14 protein-coding genes and 1 pseudogene are annotated in these 17164 nt (G+C 70.9%); 11 read left to right on the top strand and 4 right to left on the bottom strand.

Annotation, left to right across the window (positions count from 1 at the left end; translation table 11 throughout):
* Positions 1-173: 173 nt before the first annotated feature.
* The gene (locus E6A26_RS10770) at positions 174-1205 is read left to right on the top strand and encodes a hypothetical protein (RefSeq protein ID WP_136611201.1); all 1032 of its coding nucleotides are present in this window, start codon (positions 174-176) and stop codon (positions 1203-1205) included.
* A 221-nt stretch (positions 1206-1426) separates the two neighbouring features.
* Here the strand turns inward: E6A26_RS10770 and acs are convergent, their stop codons facing one another.
* The gene (gene acs, locus E6A26_RS10765) at positions 1427-3406 is read right to left on the bottom strand and encodes an acetate--CoA ligase (protein ID WP_136611200.1); all 1980 of its coding nucleotides are present in this window, start codon (positions 3404-3406) and stop codon (positions 1427-1429) included.
* A 332-nt stretch (positions 3407-3738) separates the two neighbouring features.
* Between acs and E6A26_RS10760 the strand changes: the two genes are divergently transcribed.
* From E6A26_RS10760 to E6A26_RS10750, 3 genes and pseudogenes are all read left to right on the top strand, one after another.
* A complete protein-coding gene (locus E6A26_RS10760) occupies positions 3739-5187 on the top strand; it encodes a PrgI family protein (RefSeq protein ID WP_136611199.1) in 1449 nt (482 codons plus the stop codon).
* Positions 5184-6002: pseudogene (nth, locus tag E6A26_RS10755) on the top strand (endonuclease III); the annotation flags it as partial. The gene E6A26_RS10760 and the pseudogene nth, both read left to right, overlap by 4 nt.
* A 158-nt stretch (positions 6003-6160) precedes the next feature.
* A complete protein-coding gene (locus E6A26_RS10750) occupies positions 6161-6838 on the top strand; it encodes an NUDIX hydrolase (RefSeq protein ID WP_136611198.1) in 678 nt (225 codons plus the stop codon).
* 36 nt (positions 6839-6874) lie between these two features.
* On the opposite strand, the gene E6A26_RS10745 is transcribed toward E6A26_RS10750, so the two are convergent.
* Positions 6875-8539, bottom strand: a complete 1665-nt coding sequence (locus E6A26_RS10745) for a bifunctional 3'-5' exonuclease/DNA polymerase (RefSeq protein WP_136611197.1) — start codon at positions 8537-8539, stop codon at positions 6875-6877.
* Positions 8540-8666: 127 nt separating this feature from the next.
* Here E6A26_RS10745 and ssd point away from each other — a divergent pair, with 127 nt between their 5' ends.
* From ssd to E6A26_RS10710, 7 genes are all read left to right on the top strand, one after another.
* A complete protein-coding gene (ssd, locus tag E6A26_RS10740) occupies positions 8667-9842 on the top strand; it encodes a septum site-determining protein Ssd (protein ID WP_136611196.1) in 1176 nt (391 codons plus the stop codon).
* A complete protein-coding gene (locus E6A26_RS10735; protein WP_136611195.1) occupies positions 9839-11038 on the top strand; it encodes a TadA family conjugal transfer-associated ATPase in 1200 nt (399 codons plus the stop codon). The genes ssd and E6A26_RS10735 overlap by 4 nt, the downstream gene beginning before the upstream one ends.
* Complete coding sequence (locus E6A26_RS10730) at positions 11035-11793, top strand: type II secretion system F family protein (RefSeq protein WP_234865361.1); 759 nt, start codon at positions 11035-11037, stop codon at positions 11791-11793. Before E6A26_RS10735 ends, E6A26_RS10730 begins: the two co-directional genes overlap by 4 nt.
* Positions 11794-11987: 194 nt before the next feature.
* Positions 11988-12431, top strand: a complete 444-nt coding sequence (locus tag E6A26_RS10725; protein WP_234865359.1) for a type II secretion system F family protein — start codon at positions 11988-11990, stop codon at positions 12429-12431.
* Between the two features lie 244 nt (positions 12432-12675).
* Entirely contained in the window at positions 12676-12960 is a 285-nt protein-coding gene (locus E6A26_RS18145; RefSeq protein WP_407695377.1) for a DUF4244 domain-containing protein, read from the top strand.
* Positions 12961-13052: 92 nt separating this feature from the next.
* The gene (locus tag E6A26_RS10715) at positions 13053-13373 is read left to right on the top strand and encodes a TadE family type IV pilus minor pilin (protein WP_234865357.1); all 321 of its coding nucleotides are present in this window, start codon (positions 13053-13055) and stop codon (positions 13371-13373) included.
* Positions 13374-13480: 107 nt separating this feature from the next.
* Entirely contained in the window at positions 13481-13852 is a 372-nt protein-coding gene (locus tag E6A26_RS10710) for an Rv3654c family TadE-like protein (RefSeq protein ID WP_136611192.1), read from the top strand.
* A 96-nt stretch (positions 13853-13948) separates the two neighbouring features.
* Here the strand turns inward: E6A26_RS10710 and E6A26_RS10705 are convergent, their stop codons facing one another.
* Together E6A26_RS10705 and E6A26_RS10700 are read right to left on the bottom strand one after the other, a co-directional pair.
* Entirely contained in the window at positions 13949-16309 is a 2361-nt protein-coding gene (locus E6A26_RS10705; protein ID WP_136611191.1) for a DEAD/DEAH box helicase, read from the bottom strand.
* 149 nt (positions 16310-16458) lie between these two features.
* Positions 16459-17145: a GNAT family N-acetyltransferase gene (locus tag E6A26_RS10700; protein WP_234865355.1), complete on the bottom strand. Its 687-nt coding sequence runs from the start codon at positions 17143-17145 to the stop codon at positions 16459-16461.
* Positions 17146-17164 lie beyond the last annotated feature (19 nt).

Below are 17164 nucleotides of genomic sequence, written 5' to 3'. Positions count from 1 at the left end.
GCTCGAGTGGCACTTCTGGGCGAGACGGTGACTGCTGGCGGCGAGAAGGCGACTTCGGTCGGAATGCACCATCGTTGCCAGCTTTTCCCTCAACAGAAGCGAATCGTCCGGTCTGTCCACATGCAACGGTTTCGGCAAAGGGAAGGCCGCGGTCTTGGGCCACACTCGAGACCATGGACCCCTTAGCGCAACTCGTCAACAGCTCCCTGCGTTGTGCGGACAGCACGCTCGATCCGCGCACCGAGTTCGCGGCAGGCCGTCTGGTTCGGTTGCGGCGAGGGTTCTACGTGCCGACCTCGACGTGGCTCGATGCCGCTCCTCACGAGCGGTTTCACGCGGCAGTCGCGGCGTATGCGCGCGCCCGGCCCGGAGCCGTCTTCTGCGGCGAGACCGCCGTCTTCCTCCACGGACTGCCCGTGGTTAAGGTGCCGCCGTTCATCGATATTGCGGTGCCGTCGACAGCGCGGTTGGGGACCCGACCGAGCACCTTTGCCGTTCGTGGAGGATCGGAGGCGGGGCGGCGCGCCCTGAAGGCGCCCCCGCCTCCCGTCCGCCGCCACCGGCATGACCTCACGGACGTCCAGGATGTGGGCGAGTTCCACACCATCCCGCTCATCACCGCGCTTACGGAAATCCTCGCGACGGGTCGCTTCGCCCGGGCCCTCACGGTGGCTGACGGAATTCTCCGTGCAAGCACCGCGGAATCGCTCCTCGAATTGCCGGAGCTCGTGAGCGAGATGGGACAGATCCGTCATGGGTCTCATCGGCGGAGGGCCGAGCTCGTGGCCTCGCTTGCCCGGGCTGGCGCGGAATCACCAGGCGAATCGGTGAGCCGCGCGTTGATGCATCTGTTCGGGTTCCCCGAACCTGTCCTGCAGCGGGAGCATCGCGATGGGCAAGGTCTGGTCGGGCGGACGGACTTTGCGTGGGACGTCGCGCCGGATCCGGTGGGCGAGTTCGATGGGTGGGGCAAGTACTTCCAGCAGGAACTCACCGGGGGCGAGGACCCGCGTGAGGTGATGCGTCGCGAGAAGCGCCGCGAGAATCGGCTCCTCGCCTTGGGCCACCCTGTTCTGAGATGGAACTGGGCCGATCTTGAACGCCCCGAAGCGTTCCGAGCGAGACTGATCGAGGGCGGGCTTCGTCCTTCGAGCAGTCGCCTCCTCGTGGAACGCAGTCGCCTCCTCGCCGAAAAGAGCGCTTGAGTCGCGCTTTTCGGGGAGGAGGCGACTTGGGGCCCTCGGGCCGGTGACTTTTGGGCGAGGAGGCGACTTGGGATCCGGGCGCGGCGGGCCTGGCGACGGCGCGGTCCCTAGCGGACGACGGCGCGGTCCCTAGTGGACGAGGGCACCGTCCCCAGCGAGGGCCGCCGGGGATCACCGCACGGGGGAGCGGCGCCGCCGTCGTCCGATGCCCCGGTGAGCGGCTACTTCCGCAGGTCCGCCGCGATCTGCTGCATGACGGACGGGTCGGCGAGCGTGGTGGCGTCGCCGGGGTCGCGGCCCTCGGCCACGTCCTTGAGGAGCCGGCGCATGATCTTGCCGGAGCGCGTCTTGGGCAGCTCGGGCACCACGAGCACGTGGCGGGGCTTCGCGATCGGACTGATCTCCTTGCCGACGTGGGCGCGGAGGACGGCGGAGGCGTCCTCGCCGTCCGGGATCTCGGCCTCGCCGCGCAGGATCACGAAGGCTACGACGGCCTGGCCGGTCGTCTCGTCCGCGGCGCCGACCACCGCGGCCTCGGCGACCCACGGATGTGACACGAGGGCCGACTCGATCTCGGTGGTCGACAGGCGGTGGCCGGAGACGTTCATGACGTCGTCCACGCGCCCGAGGAGCCAGACGTCGCCGTCGTCGTCCTTCTTGGCGCCGTCGCCCGCGAAGTACATCCCGTCGAACCGGGACCAATAGGTGTCCTTGTAGCGCTGCGGGTCGCCCCAGATGGTGCGCAGCATGGACGGCCAGGGCTCGCGGATCACGAGGAAGCCGCCGTGCCCGTTCGGCACGGGCTGGCCCGCGTCGTCGACGACGTCCACGGCGATGCCCGGGAGCGGGACCTGCGCCGAGCCGGGCTTCGTTGCGGTGACCCCGGGCAGCGGGGCGATCATGATCGCGCCGGTCTCGGTCTGCCACCACGTGTCGACGATCGGGGCCGGTTCTGCCTTTCCGGCGCTTCCCCCGATGACCTCGCGGTACCACATCCACGCCTCCGGGTTGATGGGCTCTCCCACCGAGCCGAGCACGCGGATGCTCGAAAGGTCGTAGCCGTCCGGGATCTCGCGGCCCCACTTCATCATGGTTCGGATCGCGGTCGGGGCCGTGTAGAGGATCGAGACCTTGTACTTCTGGACGATCTCCCACCAGCGCCCCTGATGCGGCGAGTCGGGCGTGCCCTCGTACATGACCTGGGTCGTGCCGTTGATGAGCGGCGCGTACGCCACGTACGAATGTCCGGTGACCCAGCCGATGTCCGCCGTGCACCAGTACACGTCCGTCTCGGGCTTGAGGTCGAACACCACGGAGTGCGTGTAGGCGGTCTGGGTGAGGTAGCCGCCGGTCGTGTGGAGGATGCCCTTCGGCTTCCCGGTGGTGCCCGACGTGTAGAGGATGAAGAGCGGGTGCTCGGAGTCGTGCCCCACCGCGGTGTGCTCTGCGGCGGCGCCCTCCATGATCTCGGCCCAGTACACGTCGCGGCCCTCGGTCCAGGCCACGTCCTGTCCGTTGCGCTTGACGACGACGACGTGCTGGACCGTGTGCCCGGGCTCGGCGAGGGCGTCGTCGACGGCGGGCTTGAGTGAGGAGGGCTTGCCACGGCGGTAGGTTCCGTCCGCGGTGACGACGAGCTTGGCCTCGGCATCGTCGATGCGGCTGCGGAGTGCGTCTGCGGAGAAGCCACCGAACACCACCGAGTGGATCGCGCCGATGCGCGCGCACGCGAGCATCGTCACGACGGCCTCGGGGATCATCGGAAGGTAGACGGCGACGCGGTCGCCCTTGTGGACCCCGAGCGATTCGAACGCGTTCGCGGCCTTCTTGACCCGCTCGGTGAGGTCAGCGTAAGTGATGGTCTCGGTGTCCCCGGGCTCGCCCTCGAAGTGGATCGCCACGCGGTCGCCCAGTCCGTTCTCGACGTGGCGGTCCAGCGCGTTGTACGCCGCGTTGACCTCGCCGCCCACGAACCACTTCGCGAACGGGGCCTCGGACCAGTCGAGGGTATCCGTGAAGTCCTTCGACCACGTGAGGCGCGTGCGGGCCTGGTCGGCCCAGAACGCCGCACGGTCGGTGGCGGCCTCGTAGAGGTCCTCGTGGGCGTTGGCGGCAGCCGCGAATTCGGGAGAGGGCGCGAAGCGCCGGTCTTCGTGCAGCAGGTTCTCGAAGGCGTCTCCGTTGACGGTTTCCTGGGACATGACGTCCTTTCGACTCGATCCATCGCGATTCCAGGCCCACGCACCGGCCCGCCCGGCACGGCCTCAGCCGGCCTCGGTCCTGTGAATCCGGACACAGCCGGCTGCCTCAGTCCACACTAGAACCTTCGCCCGTTGCATGGGAGTTGCGTGCGTCACATAGCCATGCCCAGCGGGAAAATCCGGGCGGCAGGCGGTGGCGCAAGAGCGCACGGGGCCGCGCCCAAACTGCGGGCGCCGGCACCGTGTGACATGCGTCAATCCCCAGAGGCCGCTAGGTACCGCACAGGCGTTATGGCTAGGCTGAACAGCAAGGACGACCGAAGGAGCAGCCCATGTCTGATTCCCGTCAGGGTCCCTCGCGCGCCGACAGCGCGGATGCCGGACCCCAGAGCGAGCCCGTAAACCCGCAGTCCGCTGCGACGATTCAGCCAGGCCCGAAGAACGAGGCGGTGTTCGGACCCTTTACCGCGCGCGACCTCGCGATCTTCGGTGGAGTGCTCGTGACGTTCATCGGATCACTCCTCCCTCTCGTGCAGCGAGCCGGAGCCCTGAATGTCTGGAACGGCCAGAATCTCTACTTCATTGCGATCGGCATTCTGCTGCCCATCGTCCTGGCAGGCCTGTTCGTCTGGCGGCGGCTCGCCCCCGAAGCTTCGATCCGCGTGGGCTCGCTCTCGCTCGATCAGTTCGCTTCGGTCGTGGCTGTGCTCACGTGCTCCTATTACTTCCTCTTCGCGGTCACGGTGTTCAGTGCCGGCGGGATCGTGGGCTTCGTCGGCGGGGCTGTCCTCGTCGCCGCGACGCTGTTCGCGCGGGCTATTCCGCTGTTTGCCGGCGATTTCCTGGGCCGTGCCGAGGTGCCGGCCCACGTCGTCGCCCGCGATGCGGTGGCGCCGGCTCCCAAGCCCGCCGCTGGCCAGTCGGCTGCCGGCCAGCCCGGCGCCGGCCGGCCCGCTGCCGGCAAGCCCGCCGGGGCGGCTCGCGTCACGCCGTGGGCCGGCCCCTCAGCGAACGACGACGGCCGCGCGCCACACGAGGGCGAGGCCGGCGTCTCCTCTGCGGGCGCCGCGGCTGCGGCAAGCGGCGTCGCCGGCGCCGCTGCCGCGGGCGCAGGTGTAGCCGCGCTCGCTGCCGGGGCCATGGCGGCGGAGGCGGGCTCGCGGGAGGCCGAGGGCTCCGAGCCCGAGCCCAAGCAGGAGCAGAAGTCCGCGAGCGTGGCAGACATCGTTGCCGCGGTCCACGGTGAGCCTGAGGCGGACGCCGAGCACCCGGCCGAATCCGGTCTTGTGGCTGGCGGCCCTGAGGCTGCGGGCCATGAGGCCGCCGCCGCGACGGCAGGCCCTGAGGCTGCAGCCGAGACGGCCCCGGCCGCTGCGGCCACAGCGCCGGGCGAAGCCGATGGCGAGGCGTACGGCGCCCCGGAGCCGAAGGCTGAGCCGAAGGCCGAGGCGGAGGCGAATCACACGACCGTGTTGTCGGCCGCCAAGGCAGCCGACGCGGAGGATCAGCCGGCCACCCAGGCGACTTCCGTCGTCGACCGTTCGTCGGGGCATGAAGCGAGCCGCAACTTCGACGAGTCCCCCGCCGATTATGAGGCGTTCTGGTTCGCGGTGAACCAGCAGCGCACCGCCGTCGACCCGCAGAGCGGGCTTCCGATGTTCAACCTCGAGCCGGGCCAGTGGATCCTCGCCCTGCAGGACCGCGGCGACGAGTTCCTCGTCCAGAGCCAAGACGGGAGGGTCGGCGTGCTGCGCGACCTCTCCGGAATCGAGAGGGGCTGACCAGGCTCACCGGCGCCGCGCGCAAGCCCGCGCGGCGCCAGCTCACCCCGGACGAGTCGCCGCTCGCCCTCAAGCGACGCGCTCGCAAGATCGACCGCGTCCTCGGTGACTTCTACCCCTACGCGCATGCAGAGCTCGACTTCCGCTCGCCGTTCGAACTGCTCGTCGCGACCGTGCTCAGCGCGCAGACCACGGACGTGCGCGTCAATCAGGTCACGCCGCTCCTGTTCGCCCGGTATCCCGACGCTCGCGCCCTCAGCGAGGCCGACTCGGAGACCCTCGAGGAGCTCATCAGGCCCACGGGCTTCTTCCGCGCCAAGGCGAGGAGCCTGCAGGTCCTCTCCCAGAGAATCGTCGACGAGTTCGACGGCGTGGTCCCGGGCCGGCTCGAAGACCTCGTCACGCTGCCCGGCGTGGGCCGCAAGACGGCGAACGTGGTGCTCGGAAACGCGTTCGGCGTCCCCGGGATCACGGTCGACACGCATTTCGGCCGGCTCGCGAAGCGCTTCGGCTGGACCGCATCGGAGGATCCGGTCAAGGTCGAGCAGGACGTCATGGAGCTGTTCCCGCCGCGCGACTGGACCATGCTCTCGCACCACGTGGTCTTCCACGGCCGGCGAGTGTGCCACGCGCGCCGTCCGGCGTGCGGCGCCTGCCCGGTCGCGGCCCTGTGCCCCGCGTACGGCGACGGCGAGACGGACCCCGAGAAGGCCCGCAAGCTGCTCAAGTACGAGCTCGCCCCCGGCCAGGAGGAGCTGCGCGCCGAGATGATCGAGAACGTGCACCGCGCCGCCGAGATCCGGATGCGAACGCAGGGCCACGCCGTCGCCGGACTAGCCGACCCCACGCCGGGCGAGCCCGTCTCGGGTACAGCCATCTCGGGTACAGATGTTCCGGGTACAGGTCAGCTGTTCCCAGACCGGCCCAGCGGCGAGGCGGTCGCGGGCCTCGGAGATCCCGCGGACGGCGAAGTGTGAGCGCGAGGCGAGACCTCGAAGCCCTCGCCGACGGCATCCGTGCCGGCCGGATCGACCCGTTCGACAGCCGCTGGCATCCGAAGCTCGTGGGGAACGCGGCGCGCGAAGCGGCGGTCCTCGTGCTCTTCGGCGCTCTTGACAGCTTTTCCCCGGCCTCGGGCGAGCCGCTCTCGCCCGCCGACCTCGACGTGCTCCTGCTCAAGCGCGCCCAGACCCTTGGCTCACATCCCGGGCAGGTCGCATTTCCCGGCGGCGGGCGCGATCCGGGGGATGCGAGCCTCGTGGAGTGCGCGCTGCGCGAGGCCGTCGAGGAGACCGGGCTCGACCCGCTCGGGGTCGACGTCCTCGCCGAACTGCCGGCATTGGGCCTCGGGGCGAGCGGCTTCCTCGTGACGCCTGTCCTCGCGTGGTGGGCGTCGCCGTCGCCCGTCGACGTCGTGGACTACGCCGAGTCCGCGCAGGTCTTCCGCACGCCCGTACGCGAGCTCATCGACCCTGCCAACCGCGTGACTGGCGTGATTCGGCGGCGCGGGGTGACGTTCTCGAGCCCCGCATTCCTCGTGAGCGACGTCCTCGTGTGGGGGTTCACTGCCATGGTGCTCGACGCCCTGTTCGAGGGTCTCCGATGGTCCGTCCCGTGGGACCGCGAGCGGAAGCACTACATCTCCCCCTGAGCGGCCTGGCACTGCCGGACCGGGAAGCCGTCTGGGCTATTTGGCCTGGTCGTACGAGTCGACGATCGCGATGCTCACCGGGAACTCGACGGGTGCGTCGCCGAAGAGCAGTCGCTTGGCTGCTGCCGCGGCGTCCCGGACGGCTTCGGCGCAGGCCTGCGCAGCGCCCTCCTCGGCGTGCACCATGACTTCGTCGTGCAAGAAGTACACGAGCTCGGCGCGCAGGCCCTGCGCCGCGAGGCGACGGAGCCGGAGCCGGAGCTCGGCCATCCAGCACTCGGCCCACTCCGCGGCCGTGCCCTGAACCACGAAGTTGCGCGTGAAGCGTCCGCGATCGCGGGCCGCGGCGTCCGCGCGGCGCTGCTCCTCCGCCGTCGTCGAACGCTGGAGCCGCTGCCAGCGCTCCGACGGCGGAGGCGAGGAGCGCCCAAGGTGGGTCGTCACCGTGAGCCCGCGTTCGCCGTCGCGCGCGGCCTGTTCGACGAGGCCGACGGCGCGCGGATAGAGCCGCGTGAGCTGCGGCATGAGCCTCCCGGACTCTCCCGTGGTCGCGCCATAGAGCGCGCCGAGGAGCGCCACTTTGGCCTTCGCGCGGTCGCCTCCGAAGCCGGCCGCGGCGATGCCGGCGTAGAGGTCCGCGTCCCGGGCGGCAGCGGCCATGGCGTCGTCGCGGGCCAGTGCGGCCAGGACGCGGGGCTCGAGCTGCGACGCATCCGCGACCACCAGCTTGTGCCCCGGGAGGGCACGGGCGGCGCCGCGGACTTGCTTGGGGATCTGCAGCGCGCCGCCGCCACGCGAGGCCCAGCGTCCCGTTACGACGCCGGCCACGACGTACTCGGGCCGGAAGCGGCCCTCGCGAACCCATGCGTCGAGCCACGCCCAGCCGTTTGCCGCGAGCAGCCGGGCGAGCTTCTTGTACTCGAGGAGCGGCTGGATCGCGGGGTGGCGGAACTCGCGGAGCTCCCAGGCGCGCGTGGTCTGGGCCTCGATTCCCGCGCGGTGGAGCGCTCGCATGAGCTCCTGCGGAGAATCCGGGTTGAGCCGCGGGGCGCCGAGGTGCTCCCGCAGTTCGTTCGCCTTGCGCTCCACGAGCTCGGGGCGCTCGTGGGCCCGGGGTCGCGGGCCGAGCTGCTCGGCGAGCCGGGCTTCGTGGGTCGCAGCATCCCAAGGTATCCCCGCGGCCTGCATCTCGGCGGCGACGAGCGCGCCGGCCGAATCGGCGGCGCAGAGCAGGCGGAGGCGGCCGGGACGCTCCGAGGACGCAATGGTGCGGAGCTGGGCGACGAGATCCGCTTCGAGCTCGTCGGGCCCTGGGCCGGGGGAGTCGGCCGCCTCGAAGAGGAGGCCTTGGCCCGCCGACGGCGCCATGGCGGGAAGCGAGCCGCTTGGCTCGAGGGCGACCTCGCGCGCGGCGAACGGGCTCGCGTAGTGGGCCGAGGCGGCGAAGGCGGAGCCCTCGAGAACTGTGCCGCAGAGGGCGAGATCGTGGCAGCGTTCGACCCGGACTCCGGCCGCGAGCAGCCGCGGGTACCAGTCCGCGGCGCGGCGCCAGACCCAGCGCGGCCTCAGGGCGGATTCGAGGTCGAGGACGGTGCGGGCGAGCGCTTCGGGGCTCACCGTCTGGTCCGGCCCATCCCGCTGCGCGCGGGCGTCGAGCGGCCTGAGCACGGCCCCGCCGTCGCTCGAGGAGGCCAGGATCATATGCACACCACATTGTCGCGTGTCATCAGGACAGGAGTTGTCCTCCACAGATTTCACCCGCGGGGTGTCGCCCACATGCGCGCCGGGCCGCCTGCTGTCCGCGTCTCTCTGACGGCAGGGTGGAGGCATGGTCACGGCACAGGAACCTCTCGGCGCTGCTCCCGCATGGACCCCGGACCACGAGGTCGTCGCCTGCGTCACGGGGGATCGGACGCTGCTCGAGGACTGCGCACGCATCGCCGCCGTCGCGGGTGCGCGGCTCGAGGGATCGGGAGCATTCGGGGACGGTAGAACGGCGTGGGGCGGTGGCCCGCTCCTGCCCGGGGCCGACGTGGACGACGTACCCCCGCGCCTGCGCCGCGACCTCGTGCTCGTGGGGCGCTCCTCCGAACGCGAGCGGCTGTGGAGGCGCGCGGCCGAACTCGGCGTCGAGCACGTCGCCGAGCTGCCCGAGGCATCCGGCTGGCTCGTGGAGTTCCTCGGGAGGCGACGCGTGGGGGCTCCGGAAGGGGCGGTGCTGGGCGTGGTCGGCGGGTGCGGCGGCGCTGGAGCAAGCACGACGGCGACGCTCCTCGCCGCTGTCTCCGCTGCGCGCCGGCGTACGACCGTGCTCATCGACGGTGATCGCCTGGGCGGCGGGCTCGAACTGTGTCTCGCGCCCGAGCGTGCGCCCGGACTCGCGTGGCCCGATCTCGCAGCCGTGAGCGGAAGCACCAATCCGGACCAACTCGCGGCGTCGCTGCCGAGGGCGGGCGATCTCGCCTACCTGTCCTGGCCGGCTGGGAATGCTCCGGCCGCACCGATCGCGTCGGCGGCGTGCTCAGGTGTTGTCGACGGTGCGCGGCGGGCGTTCGAGCGCGTCATCGTGGATGTCGGGCGGGGACGCGAGGGGGTTGAGGAGTTCGGCTGGGCCTGCGAGCAGATCCTCGTCGTGGTTCCGGGGCGGCTTCGGGCAGCCCTCGCGGCGGCGCGAATCATCCACGAGCTTCCGCCTGTGCCGGTGGGAGTGGTAGTGCGTGGGCGGCTGGCCGAGGGGATCGACGCCGAGCGCCTGGCCGAGGTAGTCGGGGCGCCGATGGCCGCGCGACTCCCGGATCTTCGGCCACTTCCTGGCGCGGCGGAGTCGGGCCGTCTGCCAGACCTGGCTGGCGACCGCCGCGTGAGAAGGATGGCGGACCACGTACTGGGCGGGCTGATCGAGCCGGCCATGGGTGATGGGACGCCGCCGGTGCGCCGGACGGAACTGCGATCGCCCTCAGCACGGCGTACTCGGCGGACGCAGCCTGCGGTCGGTGCGGCATGAGATCCGCGCGGCTCGTCGACGCAGAGCTTCTCGACTCCGTCCGAACACAGGTGCTCGCGCAGCCGGGAGAGGTGACGCCCGCGCGCATCGCGGCCGCCGTCCACCAGAGCGGGAGGGTCCTCGGAACGGCCGGTGCGCTCGCCGCCGTCGAACTCATCACCGCTGAGTTGAACGGCCTCGGGCCGCTGCAGTCCCTCGCGAAGGACTCCGATGTGACCGACATCTTCGTCAACGGGCCGGGCGAGGTGTGGCTTGACCGGGGCCACGGCCTTGAGGGCTCGGGCGTGGAGTTCGCGTCAGAGGAGGCCGTGCGGTCTCTCGCAGTGAGGCTCGTGGCCGCGGGCGGCCGTCGCCTCGACGACAGCAATCCGTGCGTCGACGTGCGATTGACGGGAGGTTACCGGGTCCACGCGGTCCTTCCACCCGTCTCGGCTCGCGGAACGCTGCTCTCGGTGCGGATTCGTCGAGAGCGCGTCTTCGAACTGGGCGAGTTCGAGCATCTGGGGATGGTGTTGCCCGAGCAACGGGAGGTTCTCGAGGCATTGGTGGATCGCCGGGTCAGCTACCTCGTGAGTGGCGCGACGGGCTCGGGGAAGACGACCCTGCTGAGCACGCTCCTGGGACTTTCGCGGCCCTCCGAGCGCATCGTTCTCGTCGAGGATGCCGCGGAGCTCAATCCCGCCCACGGGCACGTGGTCGGACTCGAGGCACGGCACAGCAACGTCGAGGGGAGCGGGGCCGTTGATCTCGCGGATCTGGTGCGGCAAGCCCTCCGCATGCGGCCGGACCGGCTCGTGGTGGGCGAATGCCGCGGGGCTGAGGTCCGGGAACTCCTCGCGGCACTCAATACCGGGCACAGCGGTGCCGGGACGATTCACGCCAACTCCGCCGAGTCCGTCTCGGCGCGGCTCGCGGCGCTCGGCGCCCTCGCAGGCCTCTCGCCCGAAGCTACTGCCCTGCAGGCCGCCAGCGCCCTCGGCGCTGTCATTCATCTTGATCGTGCAGGCGGAGAGCGGAGGCTACGAACGGTCGCCGCGGTGAGCGAGCGGGGTGGGACGCTCAGAATCGAGCCGGCGCTGACTCGCTGTCCGCGGACCGACCGGCTCGAGCAGGGTCCGGGCTGGCTCTCGCTCGGACGGCAGCTCTGGGGCGTCGGCACAGACGCCATGGGGTCCCGTGCCCGGGATGCGGCATGATCGGCGCGGCCGTTGTCTTCGTGCTCGCGCTCGCAGGCGTCCTGCTGATCCAGCGGCCGGCTGCCGGCTTGGCCCGGGGGAGGGTGCGGCACCTGTGGGCGCGGCGGCGGGGGCAGCTCGTTGGGAGACGCTCATTCACCTCGGCAAATGAGGCTCTGCAGGAAGCGTCGATTATGGTCGCTCAGCTCGCAGCCCTCCTGCGCGCGGGCCGATCTCCCCACCAGATGTGGGCCCAAGCGGCCCAGACCAGTACTGAGCAGGCCGCCGCTGTCTTAGCGGCCGCCGCCCGCGCCTCGGTGGCTGGTTCGCCGGTGTCGGGTGCGATTCGCGAGGCCGCCGGGCTGGCCGATGAGCGCGACGCACGTCCGCGAGGCCCGTGGAATTCGCGTCACTCGGGTTCCGTGGAGGTCCTCCGCTCCGTGTGGAGCGACGTGGCAGTGTGCATCGAGGCCGCCGAGGCCTCGGGGTGCCCACTCGCGGGCGTCCTCGAACGACTCGCGGTGCAGCTCGAGGCGGACGCCGACGCCGCTGCGGCGAGGGCCACGGCACTCGCCGGACCGAAGGCCACCACACGCATCCTCAGCGTGCTCCCGCTCGTCGGCCTCGCGATGGGCGCCCTCCTGGGAGTCGATCCGTCGCGGGTGCTCGTGGGGACACCGTGGGGCGCTCTGTGCCTCGTGGTGGGTGTCGCCCTCACGATCGTCGGCCGAGTGTGGTCATCCCGGCTCGTTGCCTTCGCGGGAGCTGTGCGATGAGTGGCCTGTGGGGAGTAGTCGCGGCGGTGGCCCTTTTCGGGGCGTGGTGGGTGGTGGCCGCTCGCCCGGCGGGCTTGCGATGGAGCGGGGGTGGCGGTTCGCTCCACGCTCGGCGCCGGCCCGGGTCGGTTCCCGGATCTAATCGCGAACCCGCGGCGGTTCGGGGCTTTGGTCGCCAGCCATCGGGAATCCGGGTGGCGGGATCCCTCGATAGCCCATTGGCGCTCGAGCTCGTGGCCGCGATGCTCGACGCGGGGTCTCCCGTATCGAGGGCCCTGCAGGTCGTGGCCCGGGTTTCCCGAAGCGAGACCGGGCCGTTGGGACGCGCCGCGGCAGCCCTCGAGCTCGGCGCTCCTTGGGACCAGGCCTGGCCTCCAGAGCCCGTCGGCGGGGAATCCAGCGTCCGCGGCGCTGCCGAGATCCGCAGCGCCCTGACCTTCGCGGCAGTGACGGGAGCGCCGTCGGCCGAGCTCATCTCGGCGCGGGCCCGATTGCTTCGCCGCAAGCGGCATCGAGACCTCGAGCGGCGGGCCGCTGCCCTCGGCGTACGACTGGTGGTGCCGCTTGGGGCGTGCTCTCTGCCGGCGTTCCTCTGTCTAGGCGTGATCCCGGTGCTCATCTCGATGATGCCGAGGTGAACCGCCGACGCGTCGCCGGACCGTCCGGCGCCGCTACCACCAGGGCACGCCCCGGCTCCTGATCACAGGGCTGCCCACGAACCGAAAATGGGGGAAGAACATGTCCAGTGGCGAGGCCGCAGTGTCCGTCTCGAATTCGCGTCCGGAGTCCCGCGGCGCAGAGGTTGTTGAACTCTACCCGGGCGCGCTGGCCGCGAACCGGGCTCTGGAACACCCGGGTTCGGGGGCCGAGGAATCCTACGAAGTGGTGTCGCCTGCACGGGCCGCCGAGCAGGCGGGATCCTGGTCCGAGAGGAGCCCACGGGGTGCCCGCACGACGTGGGCGCACCGCCCGAAGACGGCCGTTCGCAGGCCGCCGGCTGCTCGCCTCGGGGACGGAAGGAGCGAGGCAGGGATGGCGACCGCCGAATACGCCATCGCGACGCTTGGTGCCGTGGCGTTTGCGGGCCTGTTGGTCGTCATCCTTCGTAGCGACGAGGTCCGTGGCTTCCTGCTCGGGATCATCCGTTCGGCGCTCTCGATCCCGTGAGGCGAGCTAGCGCCGTCGTCCGCCGGCCTTTGGTGCGGGGTTCGGTGGCAGCGGAGTCCGACGAGGTCCAGCGGGCCTCCTCTCGAGGTGCGGTGACAGCGGAGTTCGCTGTCGGGATCCCCGCGGTCCTGCTGTTGCTCGGCGCCATCCTGACCGCCGCGGCGGCTGGCATCGCCCAAGTGCGAGCGGAGGAGGCCGTGCGGGCGGCTGCACGCGAGGTGGCCCGCGGAGAGTCGCCGGCCGTCGTCGCCCTGACCGTCCAGCGGATGGCCGGCGACGGCGCCAAGCACGTCATCTCATCGGCCCCGCAGTCGGTCACGGTAACGGTGCGTCTCCCCGTGCCCGGCCCGCTCGCGGCGGCGGGTCTGGCCGCGACCGCGTCCGCGGTCCTGCCCGTCGAGGCGCCGTCGTGAGCGGGACAAGAGCGTACCCAGGCGCGGTCCTAGCCGCTGGGGCGCCTCATGAGGGGTCCCTGTCGCGTCTGGACTGTCGTGGCGGGCGCGCCGGGCGTGACGTCGTCATGACGAGGCCGCCGGGGCCCGGAGTGCGCGACCTGGAGCGGGGAGCTGGGACGATCCTCGCGCTCGGGCTCGCGCTGGCTGTTGTGCTTGGCGTGGGCGCCTGCGCGCTGGTAGCGGAGGGGCTTGCATCGGCGGCGAGGGCTGCCCTCGCCGCCGACCTCGCGGCGCTCATCGGGGCGGACGCGGAGCGTGGTCTCCGCGCGGGTCCGGCGTGTGGCGCCGCTGGGGAAGTCGCTCGGCTCAACGGGGCTGAGCTCGTTGCGTGTGAGATCGAGCGACCCGGACAAGGCGTGCGCGTTCGCGTGCGGGTCCCGGCGCCCCCACCGCTTGACGCGGTTGAGGGACGGGCCAGAGCCGGAGCGCCGCCCTGAGCGGACGATGCGGTGTCGTCGGGGCCCGCCCCGTTACCAGGGCGCGGTGCCGGGTTGGGGGCCGCGCAGGCGGTCGGTGTCGTCGAGGCGGCCCGACTACCAGGGCGCGGTGCCGGGGGCCGTGCGGGCGCGGTCGGCCTCGGACAGGAGTGCGCCGAGGAGGCGGACGGCCGAGCCCTTGTCGAGCGGGTTGTTCTTGTTGCCGCATTTGGGGCTCTGGACGCACGAGGGGCATCCCGACGGGCACTCGCACGCCTCGATGGCCGCCTTGGTGGCGGAAAGCCACTCGCGAGCCCGCTCGAAGCCCCGCTCTGCGAATCCGGCTCCGCCGGGGTGGCCGTCGTACACGAAGATTGTCGGCTCCTCGGTGTCCGCGTGAAGGGCCGTCGAGACGCCGCCGACGTCCCACCGGTCGCTCGACGCCACGAGCGGCAGGAGGCCGATTGCCGCGTGCTCGGCGGCGTGCAGGGCACCCGGGAACTGCGCCTCGATGAGGCCAGCCGAGAAGAGGCTCCGCGCGTCCATCGTGAACCACACCGACTTGGTGAAGAGCTCGCGAGCCCCCAAATCGAGGGGTTCCTCGCCGAGCACCTCGTTCGAGATGAGCGCCTTGCGCTGGAAGGAGACCACTTGCGTGGTGACCTTGACCTCTCCGAAGTGCACGCCCACAGGCCCCCACTTCTCCGAACGATTCTCGGAGAGGACCTCGATCTGCGTGATGTCGCGAGCAGTGGTGTAGTAGTCGGGGTTCACTCGCCTGACCACCACGCAGTGCTCGGCTTCGTTGAGGTCCTCGACGAGATAGCTCGCGCCTTGATGGACATAGATCGCACCCGCATGCGCCTGATAGTGCGTCTGCGGCGAGTCCATCGACCCGAGCACCTGACCCGTCTCGGATTCAATGATCTGCATGGGACCGCCGCCGTCGGACCGCAGGTTCACCATCCCCGCGGCGCTTTCGGGGTGCGTCCAATACCAGCCGGAGGGACGCTTGCGGAGCATGCCCTGGCGCTCGAGCTGCACGAGGATCCCCTCCGCCGCAGGGCCGAAGAGCGCCAGATCGGCCTGCGTGAGCGGCTTCTCGGCCGCCGCGGCGCACAGATGCGGGCCCAGGACGTACGGGTTCGACGGGTCGAAGACGGTTGCCTCGACCGGCACGTCGAAGATGGCCTCCGGGTGGTTCACGAGGTAGGTGTCGAGGGGATCGTCGCTCGCGACAAAGGCGGCAAGCGCGTCCTGGCCGGAGCGCCCCGCCCGCCCGATCTGCTGGAACAACGACGCGCGGGTCCCCGGCCACCCGGCGACGAGCACCGCGTCGAGGCCCGAGACATCGATGCCCAGCTCGAGCGCGGACGTGCTCGCGACGCCAAGCAGCTCACCGGTCCGCAGCCTGCGCTCCAGCTCCCGCCGCTCTTCGGGCAGATAGCCGGACCGGTACGCCGCGACCCTGCTGGGCAGGCTCGGGTCGACCTCGTCGAGGTGGCGCTGGGCGATCGAGGAGATCGCCTCCGCGCCACGTCGCGACTTGATGAACGCGATCGTCCGGACGTGCGCCGAGACGAGGTTGGCGAGGAGGTCGGAGGCTTCGGCCACGGCTGTGCGCCGCTGAGGGGCGCCGTTCTCGCCGCGGGTCTCCGTGAGGGAGGGCTCCCAGAAGGCGACCTCCGTCGCGCCGTGGGGAGAGCCGTCGTCGGTCACTGCCGCGACGGGCCCGCCGATGAGTCGCGCTACGGACGTCTCGGGCTCGGCGGTCGTGGCGGACGCCGCGATGAAAACGGGCTCGGAGCCGTAATAGGCGCAGACGCGGCGCAGCCGCCTGAGCAGGTTCGCCACGTGCGAGCCGAACACGCCCCGGTAGCTGTGCGCCTCGTCGATCACCACGTAGCGCAGCCTCCGGAAGAATGCCGACCACGAGGCGTGGTTCGGCAGGATGCCGAAGTGCAGCATGTCCGGGTTCGCGAGGATCACGTTTGCGTGGTCCCGGATCCACCGCCGCGCGGCCTGATCGGTATCGCCGTCGTACGTCTCGGCTCGCACGCTCTTGAGTCCGAGCGATCGGATCGCGGAGAGCTGATCCGCGGCCAACGCCTTCGTGGGGGAGAGGTACAGCACCACCGCGCCGTCGTCGTGGATCCGTCCCGGCTCGGCGAGGACCCGAAGCTCGGAGCGATGCACGGCGTCGAGCGCCGGGAGCTGGTACGCGAGCGACTTGCCGGAGGCGGTCCCGGTCGCGATGACGACGTGCTGGCCGCTGTGGGCGAGGTTCGCGGCCTCGGCCTGATGGAGGTAGGGCTCTCGGACGCCGAGGCGCTCGTACGCGGCGACGAGATCCGGATGGACCCACGCGGGCCAGGGCGCGGTGCGCGCGCTCCGGGCGGGAATGAGGTGGACGTGGCGGAGCTGCTCAGGCTGGGGGCTGCGCCCCAAGAGCGGGATGAGGGAATCGTGCTGCGCCACTCAAGCATTCTGCCAGTTCAGGAATCCTGCCAGTTCAGGCACCCTGCCAGTTCAGGCAGCCCACCATTTCAAGCAGCCCGCCAGTTCAGGGGTGCCGCCAGTTCAAGCTCTCGGCAGTGCGCCGCGATCACGAACGGGCGGAACGGGCGTCAGTCGCTGAGGGACGGGCCGTCCGGGTTGGCCGGGTTCTTGAGCATAAGGACGCCGGAGACGTCGCTCCACCCGAGGTGGTGGTAGAGGTGCTGCCCGTCGATCGACGCGATGAGGAGGCCCTGGTCGGCGCCGTGCTCGCTCACGGCCGCCGTGAGAGCCCGCATGATGAACGAGCCGAGGCCGCGGCGGCGGAAGTTGGGCTCCGTGACAATGCGGTCGAACACTGCGTAGCCGTCAGCGACGGCCACGTGCCCGCTCGCGGCGAGTTCGCCGTCCTCCGTTGCCACGGTGACGGTCGCGGAGCGCTCTTCGATGTTCGTCTTCAGCTTGAGTTCGTCGTCGTTGAGCCACGGCTCCTCGACGTCCTTGCCCTCGAAGTCCATGACCATGAGCTCTTGGTCGGCGCCCAGCACGCCGAGGCCGTGCCGCTCCGCGAGGGTACGGAATCGGAGGTGGTCGTCGGTCAGGATAGTGAGAATGCGTTCTTGGCTCGCCGCTGTGAATTCGGCAAGGCGAGCAAATTCGTCGTCGCTGGGGTCAGCCGCGAAGGCTACCCACTCGCTTGTCCGGTCGGTAAGCTGGGCCGCCGAGAAGCCGCCAACCCGCTGCGTCGGGTAGTGGCGCGATGAGGCCCAGCCCTCCACCCAGATGGCCAAAAGTTCCTTGAGCTCTGCCTCTGCCATAGCCATGACCATACCGGTA

Source organism: Sinomonas albida, from assembly GCF_004919045.1.
Classification (GTDB): domain Bacteria; phylum Actinomycetota; class Actinomycetes; order Actinomycetales; family Micrococcaceae; genus Sinomonas; species Sinomonas albida.
The sequence above is the reverse complement of the archived record's forward strand: the minus strand, read 5'-3'. Positions and strand labels throughout refer to the sequence as shown.

What these genes read in the sequence shown, in the direction of transcription:
- E6A26_RS10770 (WP_136611201.1), top strand. Translation starts at nt 174, where the DNA reads ATGGACCCCTTAGCGCAACTCGTCAACAGCTCCCTGCGTTGTGCGGAC.
- acs (WP_136611200.1), bottom strand. Translation starts at nt 3,406, where the DNA reads ATGTCCCAGGAAACCGTCAACGGAGACGCCTTCGAGAACCTGCTGCAC.
- E6A26_RS10760 (WP_136611199.1), top strand. Translation starts at nt 3,739, where the DNA reads ATGTCTGATTCCCGTCAGGGTCCCTCGCGCGCCGACAGCGCGGATGCC.
- E6A26_RS10745 (WP_136611197.1), bottom strand. Translation starts at nt 8,539, where the DNA reads ATGATCCTGGCCTCCTCGAGCGACGGCGGGGCCGTGCTCAGGCCGCTC.
- ssd (WP_136611196.1), top strand. Translation starts at nt 8,667, where the DNA reads ATGGTCACGGCACAGGAACCTCTCGGCGCTGCTCCCGCATGGACCCCG.
- E6A26_RS10735 (WP_136611195.1), top strand. Translation starts at nt 9,839, where the DNA reads ATGAGATCCGCGCGGCTCGTCGACGCAGAGCTTCTCGACTCCGTCCGA.
- E6A26_RS10730 (WP_234865361.1), top strand. Translation starts at nt 11,035, where the DNA reads ATGATCGGCGCGGCCGTTGTCTTCGTGCTCGCGCTCGCAGGCGTCCTG.
- E6A26_RS10710 (WP_136611192.1), top strand. Translation starts at nt 13,481, where the DNA reads ATGACGAGGCCGCCGGGGCCCGGAGTGCGCGACCTGGAGCGGGGAGCT.
- E6A26_RS10700 (WP_234865355.1), bottom strand. Translation starts at nt 17,145, where the DNA reads ATGGCAGAGGCAGAGCTCAAGGAACTTTTGGCCATCTGGGTGGAGGGC.